The sequence below is a fragment of the Corynebacterium sp. MSK150 genome (assembly GCF_030229215.1).
Lineage (GTDB): Bacteria > Actinomycetota > Actinomycetes > Mycobacteriales > Mycobacteriaceae > Corynebacterium.
The window spans coordinates 116,582-134,477 of record NZ_JASPHM010000001.1 but is presented as its reverse complement, the minus strand read 5'-3'; the positions used below and the strand labels follow the sequence as shown (position 1 = coordinate 134,477).

Here is a 17,896-nt window from a genome sequence, read left to right as displayed (position 1 = left end):
TAACAGAGACAACTTAGTTACAGAAGGTCCAGTTGCCATTCTCGCGGCGGAAGCGGACCGTGGAGGTCTCAGTGCCCTCAGAGTTGGACACGCTCACGGTTGCAGAAGCATCGTCGCCGTTGACCACAACGTCATTGACGGACTGCAGCTTGGTCGACTGCGGGATGGACTCCAACTGGCTAGCGAACTTCTCTACCTCGGCGTTGCCACCGCCCTGCTGGCGCATGGTGTTGGCGTACTCGGCAAAGGACTGGTTCGGCAGGCTATCGACGTACTGCTGGTACTGGCCAAACTCCTGGGACTGCTCATCGCGGACTGCCTGGCAGGCGTGCTGCGGCATGTAGTTGAAGTATTCCTTCACATTATCGATCTCGTGCTGGCCGCGAACCAGCTGCTCGATGGCCTGCTTATCGGCATCATTAGCGTTCTGGCCGCCTTCAATCGGCTTGATGTCCTTCGCGCCAGCGAAAGGATCCTCACCATTGTTCAGCGGGTTAGCCAGCTGATCTGGCCCCTCGCCAGCGCCGTCCTCGCCCTCCTGGCCTTTTGCACCTGCAGCGGCGTCCTTCTTTTCGCCGTCCTTATTCTGATCCTTTTCTTTATCCTTGTCCTTGTCCTTGGACTTATCGGCGTCCTTGTCCTCGGACTTATCTGCAGACTTATCCTCAGAAGACTTGGATGCCGTGGTGGCGGAAGCCTTCTTGGAGTCGTCATTGTCATCCGAACCACACGCAGCCAAAGCCAGCGGGGTGACCAGCGCAACTGCGATGAGGGACTTCTTTGCAGGGGTCAAAAAGGACAAGGGAAAGCTCCTGAATCAATCTTGCGAATGTGAAGCCACCCCAAGAGCGGCCTCTTATTTGTCTTCGCAATACTAACAACCCGACGATGGAAATGACATTGAGACTCCGTTAAAAGAACCTGTGAACTACCGTCCCGCCCGGCCAAGTCCGTACAATTGCCAAGGTGCACATAAATCGCGAGAGTATTATCGGCGCCGCGCTTTCCCTGCTTGATTCCTATGGGCTTGGGGACGTCACCATGCGCCGCGTTGCTTCCTCCCTCGGCGTTGCCCCCGGCGCACTCTACTGGCACATTGCCAATAAGCAAGCGCTCATTGCAGCCCTAGCAGAGGAGATTATCTCCCCCGTTTCTGGGGAGTCTCTCGAAGACATCAGCCTCAACCTCCGTGATTTGCTGCTCGCCCGCCGCGACGGCGCCGAGGTAGTCATTGCCGGCCTCTCCCTCCCGCAGGCCCCTGCCTGGGACCGCCTCTTGACGGCCTTCACCGCTGCCGCCACGCGCAGCACCCTTGCTGCCGACAGCGCCCACCGCGCCGCCGCGCTCTCCGCCATTCACCTCGTGCTCGGCGCCACCTTAATGGAACAGTCCCAACGCCAGCTTGCAGAAACCACCGGTGAGTCTCCGGTCACAGATTATCGCGCAGACCTTATACGCGGCGTACGCATTATTAACGCTGGACTTACGCACGGCGCCGACGCCTAGAAAGTGGTTATGCTCGTGGGCATGAACACTCCCGCCATGGACGCAGTCCCCACGCCCACCGAGCGCTACGGCCGCCAAATCTGGCCCGGCAAACCCACCCCACTGGGATCCACCTTTGATGGATCCGGCACCAACTTCGCCCTTTTTTCGGAAGTAGCGGACAAGGTCGAGCTCTGCCTCATTGATAAGGAAGGCAACGAAGACCGCATCGAAATGTCGGAGGTCACCGCCCATGTGTGGCATATTTACCTCCCCAATGTCACCCCTGGCCAGCGCTACGGCTACCGCGTCTATGGCCCCTATGAACCAGAAAACGGCCTGCGCTGCGACCCTTCCAAGCTCCTTGTCGATCCTTATGCCCGCGCCTTCGACGGCGAATTCGACGGCGATGCCTCCCTCTACTCCTATGACATCCACGCCGAGGAACCCGGCACCGGCCGCAACGAAGAAGACTCGCTGGGCCACACCATGTTGTCTGTGGTGATTAACCCCTTCTTTGACTGGCGCAGCGACCACCGCCCCCATATTCCCGATAACGAAAAGGTCATCTACGAAACCCACGTTAAGGGCATGACCATGACCCACCCCGACGTGCCGGAAGAGCTCCGCGGTACCTACGCGGGCATGGCACACCCGGCCGTCATTAACTACTTCAAAGAGCTTGGCGTTACCACCGTTGAGCTCATGCCCGTCCACCAATTCCTGCAGGACGATCGCCTGCGCAACCTAGGCCTGCGTAACTACTGGGGCTATAACACCTTCGGCTTTTTCGCCCCACACCATGACTATGCCTTTGCTAAGAAGCCAGGCGAGGTGGTCTCCGAGTTCAAGACCATGGTCCGCGCCTTCCACGAGGCCGGCATCGAGGTCATCCTCGATGTGGTTTATAACCACACCGCCGAGGGCAACCACATGGGCCCGACCATTGCCTTTCGCGGCATCGATAATGGCGCCTACTATCGCCTCGTCGAGGGCGATGAGGCCCATTACATGGATTACACCGGAACCGGCAATTCCCTCAATGTCCGCCACCCGCACTCGCTGCAGCTGATTATGGACTCACTGCGCTACTGGGTTACGGAGATGCGCGTCGATGGCTTCCGCTTCGACCTGGCGGCGACCTTGGCGCGGGAGCTTGACGACGTCGACAAGCTCGCCACCTTCTTCGACCTAGTCCAGCAAGACCCCATTGTCAGCCAGGTCAAGCTCATCGCCGAACCCTGGGACATCGGCCACGATGGCTACCAAGTGGGCAACTTCCCGCCCATTTGGAGCGAATGGAATGGCAAGTACCGCGATACCGTGCGCGACTTCTGGCGCGGCGAGCCCGCCACCCTGGGTGAATTCGCCTCCCGTCTGACCGGCTCTTCGGATCTCTATGCCGATAATGACCGCCGCCCCACCGCCTCCATCAACTTCATCACCGCCCACGATGGCTTTACCCTGCGCGACCTTGTTTCCTATAACGACAAGCACAACGAGGCCAATGGCGAGGACAACCGCGACGGCGAATCCTTCAACCGCTCCTGGAACTGTGGCGAGGAAGGCCCCACCGATAACGACGATATCCGCAAGCTGCGCCGCCGCCAGACCCGCAACTTCCTGACCACTCTCCTGCTTTCCCAAGGCACTCCCATGCTCTCGCATGGCGATGAATTTGGCCGCACGCAAAACGGCAATAACAACGTCTATTGCCAGGACAACGAGCTGTCATGGATGGACTGGTCCATGCTGGAGGAGGAAAAATCCGCCGCGATGCTGGGCTTTACCAAGCGCGTCCTGGCCATCCGCAACCACCACCCCGTCTTCCGCCGCAAGCGCTTCCTCGCCGGCGGCCCGCTCGGCGCGGATGTGAAGGAACGCGATATCGCCTGGCTGGTTCCTTCGGGCCGCCTGATGACCCAGGACGACTGGGACCACGACTTCGGCCGCGCCCTTATGGTCTACCTCAATGGCAATGCCATCACGGAAACGACCGCCCGCGGCGAGCGCATCACCGATGATTCCTTCATCATGATTTTCAACTCCCACGACGGCGAAATCGAGTTCACCCTGCCCACCAAGGATCTCGGCGCTACGTGGCGGCTGATGGTCGATACCGCCGATTCCGGCGGTTACCCCGCGGAGGAAACCCTCATTGAGGCAGAGGGTACGATCACGGTGCAGCCGCGTTCAACGCTGATTCTGCGTCAGGTTGAACCGCCCATCTTCGATTCCTAGAGAAAGGCCCCTCGTGTCATTTCCCGCGCACGGCGCACTCATCGATGTCACAGCGGATAAACTCGTGCTCCACCGCACCCTGCTGGCTACCAGCCTCGGCGCCCCCGCCACGCAGGATATCCCGCTTGAGTCCATCGACACCGTGCGCGTGAGTGAACCGACCCCCACCGGCTTCGGCGCCCTCGACTTAGGCGCCGCCGGCACGATCGCCTTCGCCCCGCACCAAGACCCGCAGTCCGTCGCCCGCGCCATTTCCGCCGCACAGCGCGGCGAAGCGCCCTCCGCCGCCGCCACCGTCCCCGGCCTTGATTTCACCGCCGTGGACGTGGAAACGGCCAACGACAACTGGGGCTCTATCTGCCAAATTGGTGCGGTACGCTTCCGCGATGGCCAGGAGACCGCCTCCCGGTCCTGGCTGTGCACCCCTCCACCAGGCCTAGAGCACTTCGCAGATATCAACGTCTCCATCCACGGCATTACCGCGGACGATGTGAAAGGAGCGCCGGCTTTTGCCGACGTCGCCAAGGAGCTCTTCGATTTCCTCGGCAGCGACGTGCTTGTCGCGCACAACGCCCAGTTCGATTCCACCGCACTGCGCTCCGGCCTGCTTACTGCCGGTGCGGAGGTGCCCACCGTGCCGCTGGCCTGTTCCCTCGCGCTGTCCCGCGATGCCTCCAAGGCCAAGGTTATTTCGGTGCGCAACCACAAGCTGCCCACCGTCGCCGCCCACCTGTCTGCGCCGGACTTCAGCCACCACGACGCCACCGAGGATGCCCGTGCGGCCGGCGAAATCATCGCCCGTCTGGCCGAGCGCTTCGGGCACACCGGCAGCATCCGCGACCTCTTCACCGCACGCGAATTCACCTTGGGCCGCCTCGATTCCGAGGACATCCTGCCTGTCCTACGTGCCCACACCGCCCCCACCTCCGCCGCGGATCTCGGCGCTGGGACCGACTTCCGCAACCAGACCCGCGCAGCCGGTGCCAAGAAAAAGAAGCCCAGCGGCCCTGCCCCCTGGCAGGCCGTCGCCACGCCGGACACAATCCCGGAGCCCAACCCCGACGCCGACCCGGAAGGCGCACTCTACGGCCAGCACGTCACCCTCACCGGCGATTTCGAGCCCTTTGATAAGGGCGTGCTGTGGCAGGGCATCGCCGAGCGTGGCGGCCAAGTGGCAAAGAACGTCACCAAAAAGTCCACCCTGCTTATCGTGGGCGAATGGGCAAAGAAGACCTCCAAGGAAAAGCGCGCGGAGGAGCTGCAGGCCAAGGGCCAAGAAATCGACATCTGGCCGGCCGATAAGCTCTTTGCCGAGCTGCAACTCGACGCCGAGCCGCCCTTCTAGGCCCACCCCGGGAACCAAACGGCGGTTTCTCCAGTCCAATAAAGGCGACCGCACCCTACCGCCACACTGGAGGAACCGCCGTGACCGTCGCCCTGCGCCCGCCTCGTCCCACCACCGCAAACCTGCTGCCTGCGCTCTTTGCCCGCTCGTGGCTGAAAGAACAGCGGCTTTCTGACGACGGCTTCTGCGACTCCCTCGCCACCATCCAGCTCTCCCCGAGCTTATCCATGGCTCTGGTCTTTCCTGGCAAGCAGACCTTTCGCCGGCTCAGCCACCGTGGCCTCGCGGACATGGATATCTCCGCGCGCCGAGCATGGAACCACGCCTCCCATAACCTGCAGCGCGCCGCACTCGATTCGCAAGGGCTGCGCTTTTGGACCCGCCCCGCCGCCTGCGAGCTTCCTTCCGCCGCCCGTTTCGGTGGCTTGCAGGTCCGCTCCCACGGCGCACCGATTTCCTCCTGGATTGCCCACCCAGAGACCTTTACCGTGCTGGACAAGCACATGCGCCGCCTCCTGCGATCGCACTCCCTGACCTACCTGGTGCCGGACTCCGCCACGCTCTTTGCCTTTGCCCACCTGCCGGACACCTATGCCCGCCAGCTGGCCGCCGATGCCGTCGCGCGCGTGCCCCGCCATCGCACCGTGCTCCACCCACGCCCGCTAGTATGGTCTAACGGATTCCCGCGGGAGTTATGAAAGGAGCACCATGCCGGAAAGTAGGATGTCGCGGCTGAGCAATCAGTACCACGACTGGGCGCGCAGCCACCCCACCGCCGCGGTGGACTTCCGCACCGCCATCGAGGACCTCCTCAATGACGCCGGCATCATCTTTGACCGCGTCTCTACCCGCGTCAAAACCTGGCCCTCACTGAAGGCGAAGGCCAAAAAGCGCCGCGAGAACGGCGATTTTGTCTATCCCCAGCCCTGGCAAGAGATCCACGACGTCATGGGAGTGCGCGTCACCCTGTATCACTCCACCGCTATTCCAGAAGCGCTAGGCGTTTTTGGTGAATCCTTTAAGGTTGAACGCTCCGTTGACAAAGCGGCCGAGACTCGCATTTCCGGCGGCTTTGGCTACGGCTCGCACCACCTGGTGCTTACCGTGACCGAAGATAGCGCGGCTGCGATGGAAGAGCTCGCCGCCTACGTGGGATGGACCTTTGAGGTGCAGATTCGCACCGTCCTGCAGCACGCGTGGGCGGAGTTCGAGCACGATATCCGCTATAAGCAGGGGCCGAACCCGCCCTCGCCGGAGGTAGACCGTCTCTTTACCTTGGCCGCGGGGCTTATCGAGCTTGCAGACCAGCAATTCGATGAGATCGCCGCCCTCAAGGCCCCCGATACAGAAACCGACAAGGACGTCGAGCTTACCGCCGAAACCTTGCCGGGCGTGCTCGCCATCATTTTGGGTAACCGCTTCCCGCTCTCACGCTCGGAGCACTACCGCTTCTTGGCGGAGCTCTTGGAGCAAAACGGCGTTCGCCACTTGGGCCAGCTTGAGCAGCTGCTGGATGACACCGCCATTGCCCACGTCCACGACGCCATGCGCTACCGCTTCCGCCCCGGCCAGGTGCGGCTTATCGACGACCTCCTGCTCAACAAATTTGGCAAGCAACACATCGAGGCCACCGCCGAATCCGGCGACCGCCCGGGCCGCAAGCGGCGACTTACTGCGCGCCTGAAAGCGCTACGCGCTGCCCACTAGCCGCGCGGTAATTTTCAATAACTTACCGGAAACCGCCGCGGAATTTCTCCATGTCGCGGCGTTCCTTCTTCGTCGGCCGGCCAGCACCGCGCGGGCGCACGGGAACCGACGGCATAAACTCCTTGGGCGGCGGCGGTGGCGCATGGTCCGTATAGCAGGTGCGCGCGACGGGCGCGCCGACGCGCTTGGCGACGGTCGCTAAAACCTCGAGGTCATGCTCGTGGTGGTTGCGCCATACGCGCACGCGGTCGCCCGGCACCACCTGTTGGGAAGGCTTGACGGCCTCGCCGTTGATCTTTACGTGCCCGGCGCGCACGGCGGTCGCGGCCGCAGACCGGGTTTTAAACATGCGAACGGCCCACACCCAGGCATCGATCCTGACGGGGCGGCCGCTAGGTTGCGGTGCCGGCATCTAGTACTGGTTGTGGTTCTCGTTGACGATTTTCTGGATCTTTAGCCAGTTATAGCCGCCACCTGCGACGGCGACGATGGCACCAATTAGCATCCAGGCCCAGAAGTTAACCGAAAGCACGCCGAGCACTACGCCCACACCGAGGCCGCCGGCCACGCATACGACGGCGTTGCGGGAGTGCTTGCGCACCTGCTGCTTGCGCTGCGCAATGGGGTTATTCGGTCGTTGCTGCATACTCATGGTCAGGATCCTACCTCAACCCACGCGCTGCCGGCCTCTGCCGCTTCGAGCTGGCCCTGCGAGATCGCTGCCAGCGTTGCTTCCAGCTCGTCCAGCCCGCCTGGGCGCACGGCCACGGTAAAGGTGACCGCGGCCGCATAGGCGGTATCGGTTATCTCATAACCGCGCCCGCGCAGGTCCGCCTCTACTCGCCCGGCCGTCGCGTGTGGGCACTCCACCGCATAAAGCTCCCGGCGCGCCCTGGTTACCGCGCGCACCTTCTCCATGGCCTCGCTCACCGCACCACCATAGGCATGCACCAACCCGCCGGCCCCCAACTTGATGCCGCCGAAGTAGCGCACGACTACCGCGCACACATCGAGTATGCCGGAGCCCTTCACCACGTCCAGCATCGGCTTTCCGGCCGTGCCGGAGGGCTCACCATCATCGGAGGATCGCTCCACCGGGTTTGCGCCATCGACGTGGTAGACGTAGGCAGAGCAATGGTGACGGGCGTCGGGAAAGCGGCTGCGGGCGGCGTCGATAAACGCGCGAGCTTCTTCCTCGTTGGTCACGCGGCCGATCAAGGTAATGAACCGGGATCGCTTAATTTCAATTTCGTGTTCCACCTGACCCACTGGGCGACGATAAGAATCCTGCATTAGGCCACGAGGAATTCGTACTCGGGGGTGCCGGGCTTGAGGTACTGCACCGAAATCTTGGATTCTCCCATGCGCTCTAGCAGGCCCTCGAGATCCTCGGCACGGCTAAGCTGCAGGCCCACCAGCGCAGCGCCTGTCTCGCGGTTATTGCGCTTGAGGTACTCAAAGAGCGTGATGTCATCGGTAGGCCCCAAAATCTCGTGCAAGAAATGGCGCAACTGGCCCGGCTCCTGCGGGAAATTCACCAAGAAATAATGCTTCAGGCCGCGGTGGACCAGGGAGCGTTCCATGATTTCGGCGTAGCGCAGCACATCGTTATTGCCGCCGGAAATTACGCACACCACCGTTGAGCCTGGTTTCAGGTCCAATTGGTGCAAGCCCGCCACCGACAGTGCGCCGGCTGGCTCCGCAATGATGCCCTCATTTTGATACAGGTTGAGCAGGTCCGTGCACACCGCGCCCTCGGACACGGTGTCGAAGATCAGGCGCTCGCGATTGGCTTCCAAAATCTCATAGGGCAGCGCGCCAAGGCGCTTGACGGCCGCGCCATCCACGAAGGGATCGACCTCCTCCAGCGTGACCGGTCCGCCGTGGTCAAACGCCGCTCTTAGCGACGCCGCCCCTTCCGGCTCCATACCCACCACCCGGGTCTGCGGCGCCATATCTGCCACGTAGGAGGTGATGCCAGAAATCAGGCCGCCGCCTCCCACCGGAACGACGATGGTATCGAGCGACTTGCCCTTGGCCGAAAGCTGCGCCAGAACTTCCGCCGCAACCGTGCCTTGTCCGGTGATGGTGTCGCGGGCGTCGAAGGGCTCAATGAAGGTGGCGTCGCGCTCGGCGGCGTCGGCATGCGCGGCGGCAGCTGCCTCATCGAAGTTGGCGCCGACCACCACCAGTTCCACCTGGTCGCCTCCATGGACCAGGATGCGGTCGCGCTTTTGCATCGGCGTGGGCTCCGGCACGAAAATCTTGCCGGCAATGCCCATCGTGCGGCAGGCATAGGCCACGCCCTGCGCATGATTGCCGGCCGACGCCGTAACAATTCCCCGGCCGCGCTCTTCCTGGGGAACATTCGACATACCGTTTAATGCGCCGCGAATCTTATAGGAGCGCACGTCCTGCAGATCCTCCCGCTTGAGATAGACCTCGCAGCCCGTCTCGGCCGACAGCCGGGCGCAGTACTGCAGCGGAGTCGGGGCGATTTCCGAGCTAATCCGCGCCTGCGCCTGCTGGATATCGGATGCATGGATGGTCGAATCAGTCATGTCTTGACAGTCTACCCATTCACTGGAAATTCACTGTCCTTTAGTTGCACCGTTACCTCGATCAGCAATAGTGGACATAACCACAAGAAAGGAAAATTTATGCTCAAGCGCATCTCTCTCTGCGTTACCTCCTCGCTCGTCCTCGCCTGTGCCCCGGCCGCACACGCCCACATCGTGGATAACGTGCTGGAACACTCCGCCCCCAACGCCGCACTACAGCTGACCCCCATCGGTTCCCATGAATCCGGCGTCCTGGGCAAATCCGCCGCCGAAATCGTCGCCTACCACGCTGCGTCCCAGCGCATCCTCACCGTCAATGCGCGCTCCGGCGAGGTCGATATCCTCGACGCCTCCGATCCCACCCAGCCGCGCAAGATCGGCGCCATCTCCGCCGGCGGGGACAAGGAAATCAACTCCGTAGCCGTGCGCCCCGATGGCCTGGCCGTTGCCGCGGTGCAGCAGGCGGACAAAACCGACAACGGCGAGGCGCTGTTCTTCAATGCCGAAACCGGCGAGGAGCTTGGGCGCGTAGGCGTTGGCGCCCTGCCCGATAACGTGCACCTCACCGCCGACGGCCGCCACGCGCTGGTAGCCAACGAGGGCGAGCCTTCCGACGCCCTCAACGCCGAGGGCACCGCCTACCTCAAGGACCCAGAGGGCTCCATTTCCGTCATCAGCCTGCCCGAGGACGTCGCGGCGCCCGCGCTTGGCGACGTCCACACGGCCGACTTCACCGCCTTTGACACCGCCCACCTCGACCCCTCGATCCGTGTCTTCGGCCCTTCCGCGCACCATAACCTGCCTTCGCGGGACTTCGAGCCGGAGTACATCTCCTCCGCGGGCAGCAAGGCCTATGCCACGCTGCAGGAAAACAACGCCATCGCGGTCATCGATATCGAGTCCGCCACCGTAGAAAAGGTAATCCCCGCCTATATCGCAGACCACTCCCAGGTGCCGCTGGATCCGTCCAATAAGGATGACGCCGCGGAGCTGCGCACCATTCCGGTCAAGGGCCTGTCCATGCCGGACTCCATCGGCGCCTTCGAGACTGAAGGCCAGACCTATTTCGCCACCGCCAACGAAGGCGATGCTCGCGAGTGGGGAGGCTATACCGACGAAGTAGAGCTCAAGGACCTGGTAAAGGACGGCAAAGTCTGCGACGGCATCGAGCTTCCCGAGGGCATCGAGGATAAGAAGTTTGCCGGCAACCTCAAGCTCACCAACGCTTCTGGCTGGAACGAAGAAAAGGAATGCTTCGACGGCCTGTATTCCTATGGCTCGCGCTCCTTTAGCATCTACGACGCCGAGGGAAACGTCGTCTTCGATTCCGGTGCGGACTTCGAGAACATCACCAAGGATATGCCCGGCCTTAACTTCAACGCCGATAACGAGGATCCGGATTTCGATGACCGCTCCGATAACAAGGGACCAGAGCCGGAAGCCTTGACCATCGGCAAGGTTGGCGATCGCACCTACGCCTTCATCGGCGCAGAGCGCGTGGGCGGCATCTTTGTCTACGACGTAACCACCCCCGCCGAGGCACAGTTTGTCACCTACGTCAATAATCGCGATTTCTCCATTGGCTACGACGAGGACGATGTTGCCGCCACCACCCAGGCCGGCGATCTCGGACCAGAGGGCCTGGCCTTCGTTCCCGCTGCAGATTCCCCTACCGATGACGCGCTCCTCATTGCCGGCAACGAGGTATCCGGCACCACCACCGTGTTCTCCGTCAAGGACTTGCTTGCCGACGCCTCCGATGACACCGATTCCCCCTCCACGTCTGCGGGTTCCACTGAAACCAGCAAAGGCAGCAGCGGCAGCAGCGTCGCTGCCGGCGTGGGCATCGTGGCTGGTTTGGTAGGTCTTGGCGCTCTGATCGGCGGGGCGCTGGGCTTCCTACCGAAGACCGTCGACGAGTTCTATGCGCTGTTGCCGGCGCAGGTGCGCAAGCTTTTGCCATAGACCTTCCAGGATTTACCTGCTAAATTATTTGAGGCTAATACCTCTCACTCTAAAGGAGAACCATGCGCAACCGTCTCAGCACCTCGCTCGTCGCCGCCACCGCCGTGGCAGCGGGCCTCGTTGCACCAGCTACCGCTTCTGCCGCAGAAGATAAGGCGAAGGAGATTTCGGCTGAATGCCAGGCCGAGGTCGATAAGGCGAAGGAAGAACACCTCAAGAAGATCGAGAGCGGCGAGCTCGGATCTTCCGCCCGCACCCCGCAGGAGCTCATGCAGGGCCTGGCCAACGGCTACGGCTCTTCCGGCATGCCGAAGGAGCCGGACTGCGTAGCCCAGGAAGCAGAGGAGCACCAGATCGAGGCACTCAAGCGCCTGCCTATCTGGGGTTCTTCCTCCCCAGAGAAGTTCCTCGAGGTCATGAGCTGGGTTACCGTGGCTGCCAGCCTCGTTGCCGCGCTGCTGCAGGCCTTCACCATGGTTGCCAAGGTGAACCCGGCTGTGCTGGAGCCAATGAAGAACGCCCTCAAGCAGCTGGGCGTGCGCTTCTAAGCACTGAATAATTGAGCCGCTCCGGAGCTCCGGAGCGGCTTTATGCGTTTTAGAAGAGTTCTCGGGTAGCAATCTCCGCGCCCTCGACCAAGGACTGCAGCTTCGCCCAAGCAATCTGGGGGTGCAGGCGGCCGCCCAGGCCGCAGTCGGTCGACGCGATGACGTTTTCTGGGCCGACTACTTCAGCGAATTGGATGATGCGATCGGCCACGAGGCGCGGATGCTCTACCGCGTTGGTGGAGTGCGAGACCACGCCCGGGTAAATCACGGTGCCTTCCGGCAGCGCGTGGTCCTGCCACACGCGCCACTCATGCGCGTGGCGCGGCGAAGCGGCCTCGAAGGAGAATCCGCCGACCTCGGCACGCAGGATTTCCTCGACGATATCCGCAAAGGGCACGTCGGTAACGTGCGGACCGTGCCACGAGCCCCAGCAGATATGCAGGCGCGTTTGTTCCTTGGGCAGGCCAGCGATGGAATCATTGAGGACGTCGATGCGCTCGCGAATAAAACCGCGGAAGTCCTCGACCGACGGCTCCGGGTTGATTTGGTCCCAAGCCTCGGCCAGGTCGGGTGCGTCGAATTGCACAATAAGCCCAGCATCGGTGATGGCCTGGTATTCGGTGCGCATGGCACGGCCGACGTCGGCAAGCAGCTCATGCTCATCGTCGTAGTAGCGGTTGGTCAGGCGCGCTGCCGAGCCGGGCGAAAGGGCGGCGATGAAGCCGGGGGTGCCGGTTGGGAGGGCGTCGGCAAGCAGGCGAACATCGGCGGCAACCTCGTCCTGGCCGATGTAGGTTACAGGGCCGGTGAACTCTGGGTTCGCCACCTTGGCGCGGCCGGTGAAGATGCCAGAATCCGGATCATTATAGGCCTCCGAGAACAACGCGCGGTCGCGGCGATCAATAAACGACGTCAGCCGCGGCTCACCCGGCTTAGATCGCACCACCTCGGCCGATTCCCAGCGGTCGGTATCCGTCATCGTCAGCCCGCCCAGGCGGCTAAACGAATAGTTCCACCACGCGCCATAATCCACCGCGCCAGAGGTGATATGGCCGTACTCGCCCTCGTTAATGATATCGAGGCCGAGATCGAGCTGCCGCTGGACGACGTCCGCTACCGCAGCCTCCAAAATCCCCTGAAACTCCGCGGCCGGCAGCTCCCCGCGCTGCAGGTTGGCTTCCAACAGCTCCGGGGTGCGCGGCAGCGAGCCGACGTGGGTGGTACGAATCTTGTTAACCATCAGGTTTCCTCCATCAATATAGACTGTGCTGTCTAGATTAGCGGAGGGCGCCTGCCGCCGCCGAGTTTAAATTCAGCCTAAAATGCCCGCGCCCATGGTGGCCTTAAGGTCGCCCATGAGGTTGCCGGATCGCTCCACGCGCAGGTGGTCGCCGAGGATCATGGTGGTGGACTCGGAGCCGTCGACAAGCTCGAGGTACACGTCTGACTCGCCCTGGTTTTTGAGCAGGACCTGCTTGAGACGGGCAATGTTTTCCATGGTGCACTGATCCGTGCGCAAAGTCAGGCGCAGCGGCAGGCCGGCGCCACCGCCAGGACCGAGGTCTGGGACGCGGATATCAGAGCAGAACAGGGAGCGACGCTCATCGCGCACCTTGACGTTCACGCGCGCGAGGATGATATTGTCCTCCACAATCTGCGGGGCGACGAGCGAGTACACCTTGTTGAAGACCAGGATTTCCACCTGCGCGCCGTTGTGGTCTTCCACCGTGACAATGGCCCACGGCGAACCATCGCGCTTAGAGAAGCGGCGGTCCACGCCCGAAATAATGCCACCGATAATGAGCTCTTGGCCGTTATGGACCTCGTCGTTGAGGATCTTGGTCAGTGGGGTATCCGTCTGCGCGGCCAGCGCCTCCTCGAAGCCATCGAGCGGGTGGCCGGAAACGTAAAGGCCCAGCATCTCGCGCTCGAGGGCAAGTTCGTGTTTGCGATCCCAGTTGTCTTCTGGAATATCCAAGGCAAAGGCGCTCGAGGCCGCATCGTCCTCTCCCCCGCCAATTCCAGCGAAGAGATCGAACTGTCCCTTATCCGCGGCCTTCTTGGTGGTCTGCACCGCGTCAACAGCGTCCTCGTGGATGAGCATGAGGCCCTTGCGCGGGTGGTTCAAGTCATCGAAGGCGCCGGCCTTAATGAGCGCTTCTGTCACGCGCTTGGTGCAGGCGGCGAGCTCGATCTTGTCCAGGTAGTCACTAAACGAGGTAAACGCGCCCTTGTCGTGGCGGGATTTGATGATGGATTCCACCACTTCCGAGCCAACGTTGCGGATAGCACCCATGCCGAAGCGGATATCCTCTCCCACCGCCTGGAAGTCCTCTTCGGACTCATTGACGGACGGCGGCAGCACCTTGATGCCCAGGTGGCGGCAGTCCGACAGGTAAATGGCGGACTTATCCTTTTTATCGCCCACCGAGGTCAACAGCGCGGCCATGTACTCCGGTGCATAGTAGGCCTTGAGGTAGGCCGTCCAGAAGGACACCAAGCCGTAGCCCGCGGCGTGGGACTTATTAAACGCGTAGGACGCGAAGGGCTCGATGGTGCCCCACAGCGCATCCATGGCGGACTTGGAGTAGCCGTTTTCTTGCATACCGCCCCAGAACTTGTCGTACTGCTGCGCCAGCACCTCCGGCTTCTTCTTACCCATCGCCTTACGGAAGCCATCTGCCTCGCCGGCCGTGTAGTTGGCGACCTTCTGCGAGATACGCATGATCTGCTCCTGGTAGACGATGAGGCCGTAGGTCTCATCCAGGATTTCCTTGAGCGGCTCTTCCAACTCCGGGTGAATTGGAGTGATTTCCTTACGGCCATTCTTGCGGTCCGCGTAGTCCCAGTGGGCGTTCACGCCCATCGGGCCCGGGCGGTAGAGCGCAAGGGAGGCCACAATATCCTTAAAGCCGGTCGGCTTCATGCGCTTGAGCAGCTCCTGCATTCCGCCGGAGTCGAGCTGGAAGACACCCAGCGTATCGCCGCGCGAGAGCAGGTCATAGACCTTGGAGACCTTGGGGTCGTCAGCATGCAGCTGCTCTAGGTAGATTTCTTCGCCGCGGTTGCGCTTGATGTTTTCAATCGCATCGCCGATAACGGTGAGGTTGCGCAGGCCCAAAAAGTCCATCTTCAGCAGGCCGATGGCCTCGCACGCCGGGTAATCCCAGCCGGTGATATAAGCGCCGTCGGCCGGGCGCTTCCACATAGGGATGTGGTCCATGAGGCGAACCGAAGCCATAATCACCGCACAGGCGTGCACGCCTGCCTGCCTGACGACGCCCTCCAAACCCCGCGCCGTGTCATAAATCTTTTTCACATCCGGGTCGGATTCCACCATCTGGCGGACCTCGGCAGCCTCGGAGTAGCGCTCGTGGTCCGGGTCCGTGATGCCCTTGAGTGGAATGTCCTTGGCCATGATGGCAGGCGGCAGCGCGCCGTTGATGCGGTCGGCCATCTGGAAGCCGGGCTGGCCAAAGTGCACCTTGGCCGAGTCCTTAATGGCCTGCTTGGTCTTCACCGTGCCGAAGGTAATCACCTGCGCCACCTTGTCCTCACCCCAGCGCTCGGCCGCATAGGTAATCATTTCGCCGCGACGGCGGTCATCGAAGTCGATATCGATATCGGGTGCGGACGGGCGCTCTGGGTTCAAGAATCGCTCGAAGAGGAGATCGTGTTCCAGCGGGTCGATATTGGTAATGGTCAGCGCGTAGGCGACGAGCGCGCCGGCCGCCGAGCCACGGCCCGGCCCCACACGAATGCCCACGGAGCGCGCGTGCTTAATGAGCTCGGCCACGATGAGGAAGTAGGACGGGTAGCCTTTCATCTCGATAACAGAGATCTCATACTTGGCGCGCTCGATATACTCCTCCGGAACATCACGGCCGGGGAAGCGCGCTTGCAGGCCCTCCATCACCTCATGGGTGAGCCAGGAAGTTGGGGTGTGGCCCTCAGGGACGTCGGCAATAGGCATGCGATCGTGGGTGTGTTCTTCCCAGATCTCGCCGTAGTCTTGCACGCGCTCGGCAATCCACAGGGTGTTATCGCAGCCGTCTGGAATCATATCATCCCAGGTCTCGCGCATCTGCGCGGCCGACTTAATGTAGTAGCCGGTGCCGCCGAACTTGAAGCGGTCCGGGTCCATGAAAGTTTTGCCAGTCTGCACGCACAGCATCGCCTCGTGCGCAGGCGCCTGGGACTCCAACACGTAATGGCAGTCATTGGTCACCAGCGGCGGCAAGTCCAGCTTGCGTCCGATTTCTAGCAGGCCATCGCGCGTGCGCTTTTCGATGTCCAGCCCATGGTCCATCAACTCCAAAAAGAAGTTGTCCTTGCCGTAGATGTCCTGCCACATGGCCGCGGCCTCCAGCGCCTCGTTGAACTGGCCGAGCCGCAGACGGGTCTGGACGTCGCCAGAGGGGCAACCGGTGGTGGCGATGATGCCGTCGGCATGTTCGGCGATGAGCTCGGCGTCCATGCGCGGCCACTTGCCCAACTGACCCTCATAGGAAGCAAGCGAGGACAAGGTAAAGAGATTGCGCAGGCCGGTGGCATTCTCCGCAATCATAGTTTGGTGGAGGTAGGCACCGGACGCGGAGACGTCATCGCGCTTTTGATCCGGCGTGCCCCACAGCACGCGCTTTTTGTTGAAGCGGGATTCGGGCGCCATATACGCCTCGATGCCGATGATGGGCTTGACACCGGCGCCGGTCATGCGGCGGTAGAAGGCATCAGAGCCATACATATTGCCGTGGTCGGTCATACCGACGGCCGGCATTTCTTGGCGGACCACCTCGTCTGCCAACATATCGACCTTGGCCATGCCGTCCAGCATGGAAAACTCGGTGTGGTTGTGCAGGTGGACGAAGGAGGAGTTTTTGGCCATGCGGCTCATCATAGCGGGGCGGTCAAAATGGGCTATTATTTTGTGATGCTCTACACGCTCGCCGCCTACATCATGTGGGGATTTTTCCCCGCGTTCTTCCCTCTGTTGCTGCCGGCATCGCCGCTGGAAATCTTGGCTCACCGCGTGTTGTGGACCGCGGTGCTAGTCACGGGATTTTTGCTGCTCGGCGGCCGGTGGCGCGAAATGGCGCGCATGGACAAGCGCACGTGGGGTTGGCTTGCGGCCGCAGGTGTATTCATCACGGTCAATTGGGGCACCTACGTGGTGGCGATTAATAGCAACCACGTGGCCGATGCGGCGCTGGGGTATTTCATCAATCCCTTGGTGTCGGTCGCCCTCGGCATGGTGTTTTTGAAAGAGCGGCTGCGGCCGTGGCAAGCCGGCGCGGTGGGCGTTGCGGCCATCGCGGTGCTGTATTTGACGTTCTTTACCGGCAAGGCGCCGTACATTTCGCTGCTATTGGCCTTCAGCTTCGGCTTTTATGGGCTGCTCAAAAAGCAGGTTCGGGTGTCCTCGGCCGTCTCGGTCGCAGCGGAGGCGCTCGTGATGTCACCGCTGGCGGTGGGATACATCCTGTGGCTAGAAACAAGCGGCCAAGGCACGTTCGCCAGCGAGGGCGTCGGCCACGCGCTGCTTTTGGTCAGCGCCGGCTTGATTACCGCGCTGCCGCTACTCTGCTTTGCGGAGGGCGCACGGACGCTGCGCTTATCGACGATCGGCATGCTCCAATACCTCACCCCCATCATGCAAATGCTGTGGGCGCTCTTTGTCACCCACGAGCACTTTTCGACGCACCGCTGGATCGGCTTCGGCATCATCGGCGTGGCGGTGGCGATTTACGTCGCCGACTTGGTGCGCATGGCTAGGAGCGCTTAAGTTCCTCGCGGGCAGCGCGGGCCCGGCGACGCGCCGCCTGTTCCTCTTCTGCCCGCAGCGCCCAGCGCGGCATCACCACGACGAGAAAGATGCCATAGGCACATACGATCCCGGAAAACACCAGCGTCATCGAGGTGCCGCCGGTGACAAGGCTGATAAGAAGCGCGATGCCGGAAACCACCACCGCGACCCACGCGGCGATATAGCCAAATTTGTAGTTGGGCATCCACTGCGAAAAGGGCTGATGTGAGGACATAGGTCT

Annotated in this window: 16 protein-coding genes; 8 read left to right on the top strand and 8 right to left on the bottom strand. The window is 61.9% G+C overall.

From position 1 onward, the window contains the following. Positions 1-13: 13 nt before the first annotated feature. Entirely contained in the window at positions 14-802 is a 789-nt protein-coding gene (locus QP941_RS00630) for a hypothetical protein (RefSeq protein WP_239277379.1), read from the bottom strand. Positions 803-966: 164 nt separating this feature from the next. Here QP941_RS00630 and QP941_RS00625 point away from each other — a divergent pair, with 164 nt between their 5' ends. The 5 genes from QP941_RS00625 (at position 967) to QP941_RS00605 (ending at position 6,778) form a co-directional block, all read left to right on the top strand. Beyond that, on the top strand, positions 967-1,506 hold the full coding sequence (locus QP941_RS00625) for a TetR family transcriptional regulator (RefSeq protein WP_284867646.1): 540 nt from the start codon (positions 967-969) through the stop codon (positions 1,504-1,506). A 21-nt stretch (positions 1,507-1,527) separates the two neighbouring features. Next, positions 1,528-3,726, top strand: a complete 2,199-nt coding sequence (glgX, locus tag QP941_RS00620) for a glycogen debranching protein GlgX (RefSeq protein WP_284867645.1) — start codon at positions 1,528-1,530, stop codon at positions 3,724-3,726. Between the two features lie 13 nt (positions 3,727-3,739). After that, positions 3,740-5,071, top strand: coding sequence for an exonuclease domain-containing protein (locus QP941_RS00615; RefSeq protein WP_284867644.1), 1,332 nt, complete (start codon positions 3,740-3,742; stop codon positions 5,069-5,071). Between the two features lie 80 nt (positions 5,072-5,151). Continuing rightward, positions 5,152-5,769, top strand: a complete 618-nt coding sequence (locus QP941_RS00610; RefSeq protein ID WP_005328828.1) for a hypothetical protein — start codon at positions 5,152-5,154, stop codon at positions 5,767-5,769. Positions 5,770-5,779: 10 nt separating this feature from the next. Then, positions 5,780-6,778, top strand: a complete 999-nt coding sequence (locus QP941_RS00605) for a GTP pyrophosphokinase (protein WP_250409992.1) — start codon at positions 5,780-5,782, stop codon at positions 6,776-6,778. Positions 6,779-6,800: 22 nt separating this feature from the next. Here QP941_RS00605 and QP941_RS00600 read toward each other — a convergent pair whose 3' ends face one another. From QP941_RS00600 to ilvA, 4 genes are read right to left on the bottom strand one after another with little or no spacing between them, the layout of a single operon-like run. Then, positions 6,801-7,190: an RNA-binding S4 domain-containing protein gene (locus QP941_RS00600; RefSeq protein WP_023021235.1), complete on the bottom strand. Its 390-nt coding sequence runs from the start codon at positions 7,188-7,190 to the stop codon at positions 6,801-6,803. Next, a complete protein-coding gene (locus QP941_RS00595) occupies positions 7,191-7,430 on the bottom strand; it encodes a hypothetical protein (RefSeq protein WP_049377606.1) in 240 nt (79 codons plus the stop codon). A gap of 2 nt (positions 7,431-7,432) precedes the next feature. Then, on the bottom strand, positions 7,433-8,071 hold the full coding sequence (locus tag QP941_RS00590) for a YigZ family protein (protein ID WP_284867643.1): 639 nt from the start codon (positions 8,069-8,071) through the stop codon (positions 7,433-7,435). Beyond that, entirely contained in the window at positions 8,071-9,339 is a 1,269-nt protein-coding gene (gene ilvA / locus QP941_RS00585) for a threonine ammonia-lyase IlvA (protein ID WP_284867642.1), read from the bottom strand. The genes QP941_RS00590 and ilvA overlap by 1 nt, the downstream gene beginning before the upstream one ends. 99 nt (positions 9,340-9,438) lie before the next feature. Here ilvA and QP941_RS00580 point away from each other — a divergent pair, with 99 nt between their 5' ends. Next, the gene (locus QP941_RS00580) at positions 9,439-11,304 is read left to right on the top strand and encodes a choice-of-anchor I family protein (protein WP_284867641.1); all 1,866 of its coding nucleotides are present in this window, start codon (positions 9,439-9,441) and stop codon (positions 11,302-11,304) included. A 62-nt stretch (positions 11,305-11,366) separates the two neighbouring features. Continuing rightward, positions 11,367-11,852, top strand: coding sequence for a hypothetical protein (locus QP941_RS00575; protein WP_284867640.1), 486 nt, complete (start codon positions 11,367-11,369; stop codon positions 11,850-11,852). 49 nt (positions 11,853-11,901) lie between these two features. Here the strand turns inward: QP941_RS00575 and QP941_RS00570 are convergent, their stop codons facing one another. Together QP941_RS00570 and dnaE are read right to left on the bottom strand one after the other, a co-directional pair. Further along, positions 11,902-13,092, bottom strand: a complete 1,191-nt coding sequence (locus QP941_RS00570) for a cobalamin-independent methionine synthase II family protein (protein WP_284867639.1) — start codon at positions 13,090-13,092, stop codon at positions 11,902-11,904. A gap of 72 nt (positions 13,093-13,164) precedes the next feature. Next, the gene (gene dnaE, locus QP941_RS00565; protein ID WP_284867638.1) at positions 13,165-16,737 is read right to left on the bottom strand and encodes a DNA polymerase III subunit alpha; all 3,573 of its coding nucleotides are present in this window, start codon (positions 16,735-16,737) and stop codon (positions 13,165-13,167) included. Between the two features lie 45 nt (positions 16,738-16,782). On the opposite strand from dnaE, the gene rarD reads away from it, so the two are divergent. Continuing rightward, positions 16,783-17,634, top strand: a complete 852-nt coding sequence (gene rarD, locus QP941_RS00560) for an EamA family transporter RarD (RefSeq protein ID WP_284867718.1) — start codon at positions 16,783-16,785, stop codon at positions 17,632-17,634. Here the strand turns inward: rarD and QP941_RS00555 are convergent. Next, positions 17,621-17,890, bottom strand: a complete 270-nt coding sequence (locus QP941_RS00555; RefSeq protein ID WP_284765782.1) for a permease — start codon at positions 17,888-17,890, stop codon at positions 17,621-17,623. The two genes, rarD and QP941_RS00555, sit on opposite strands and share 14 nt — an antisense overlap. Positions 17,891-17,896: the final 6 nt, after the last annotated feature.

Coding starts and splice junctions, on each gene's coding strand:
- glgX (WP_284867645.1), top strand. CDS start 1,528: ATGAACACTCCCGCCATGGACGCAGTCCCCACGCCCACCGAGCGCTAC.
- QP941_RS00605 (WP_250409992.1), top strand. CDS start 5,780: ATGCCGGAAAGTAGGATGTCGCGGCTGAGCAATCAGTACCACGACTGG.
- QP941_RS00600 (WP_023021235.1), bottom strand. CDS start 7,190: ATGCCGGCACCGCAACCTAGCGGCCGCCCCGTCAGGATCGATGCCTGG.
- QP941_RS00595 (WP_049377606.1), bottom strand. CDS start 7,430: ATGAGTATGCAGCAACGACCGAATAACCCCATTGCGCAGCGCAAGCAG.
- QP941_RS00590 (WP_284867643.1), bottom strand. CDS start 8,071: ATGCAGGATTCTTATCGTCGCCCAGTGGGTCAGGTGGAACACGAAATT.
- ilvA (WP_284867642.1), bottom strand. CDS start 9,339: ATGACTGATTCGACCATCCATGCATCCGATATCCAGCAGGCGCAGGCG.
- QP941_RS00580 (WP_284867641.1), top strand. CDS start 9,439: ATGCTCAAGCGCATCTCTCTCTGCGTTACCTCCTCGCTCGTCCTCGCC.
- QP941_RS00575 (WP_284867640.1), top strand. CDS start 11,367: ATGCGCAACCGTCTCAGCACCTCGCTCGTCGCCGCCACCGCCGTGGCA.
- QP941_RS00570 (WP_284867639.1), bottom strand. CDS start 13,092: ATGGTTAACAAGATTCGTACCACCCACGTCGGCTCGCTGCCGCGCACC.
- dnaE (WP_284867638.1), bottom strand. CDS start 16,737: ATGGCCAAAAACTCCTCCTTCGTCCACCTGCACAACCACACCGAGTTT.
- rarD (WP_284867718.1), top strand. CDS start 16,783: ATGCTCTACACGCTCGCCGCCTACATCATGTGGGGATTTTTCCCCGCG.
- QP941_RS00555 (WP_284765782.1), bottom strand. CDS start 17,890: ATGTCCTCACATCAGCCCTTTTCGCAGTGGATGCCCAACTACAAATTT.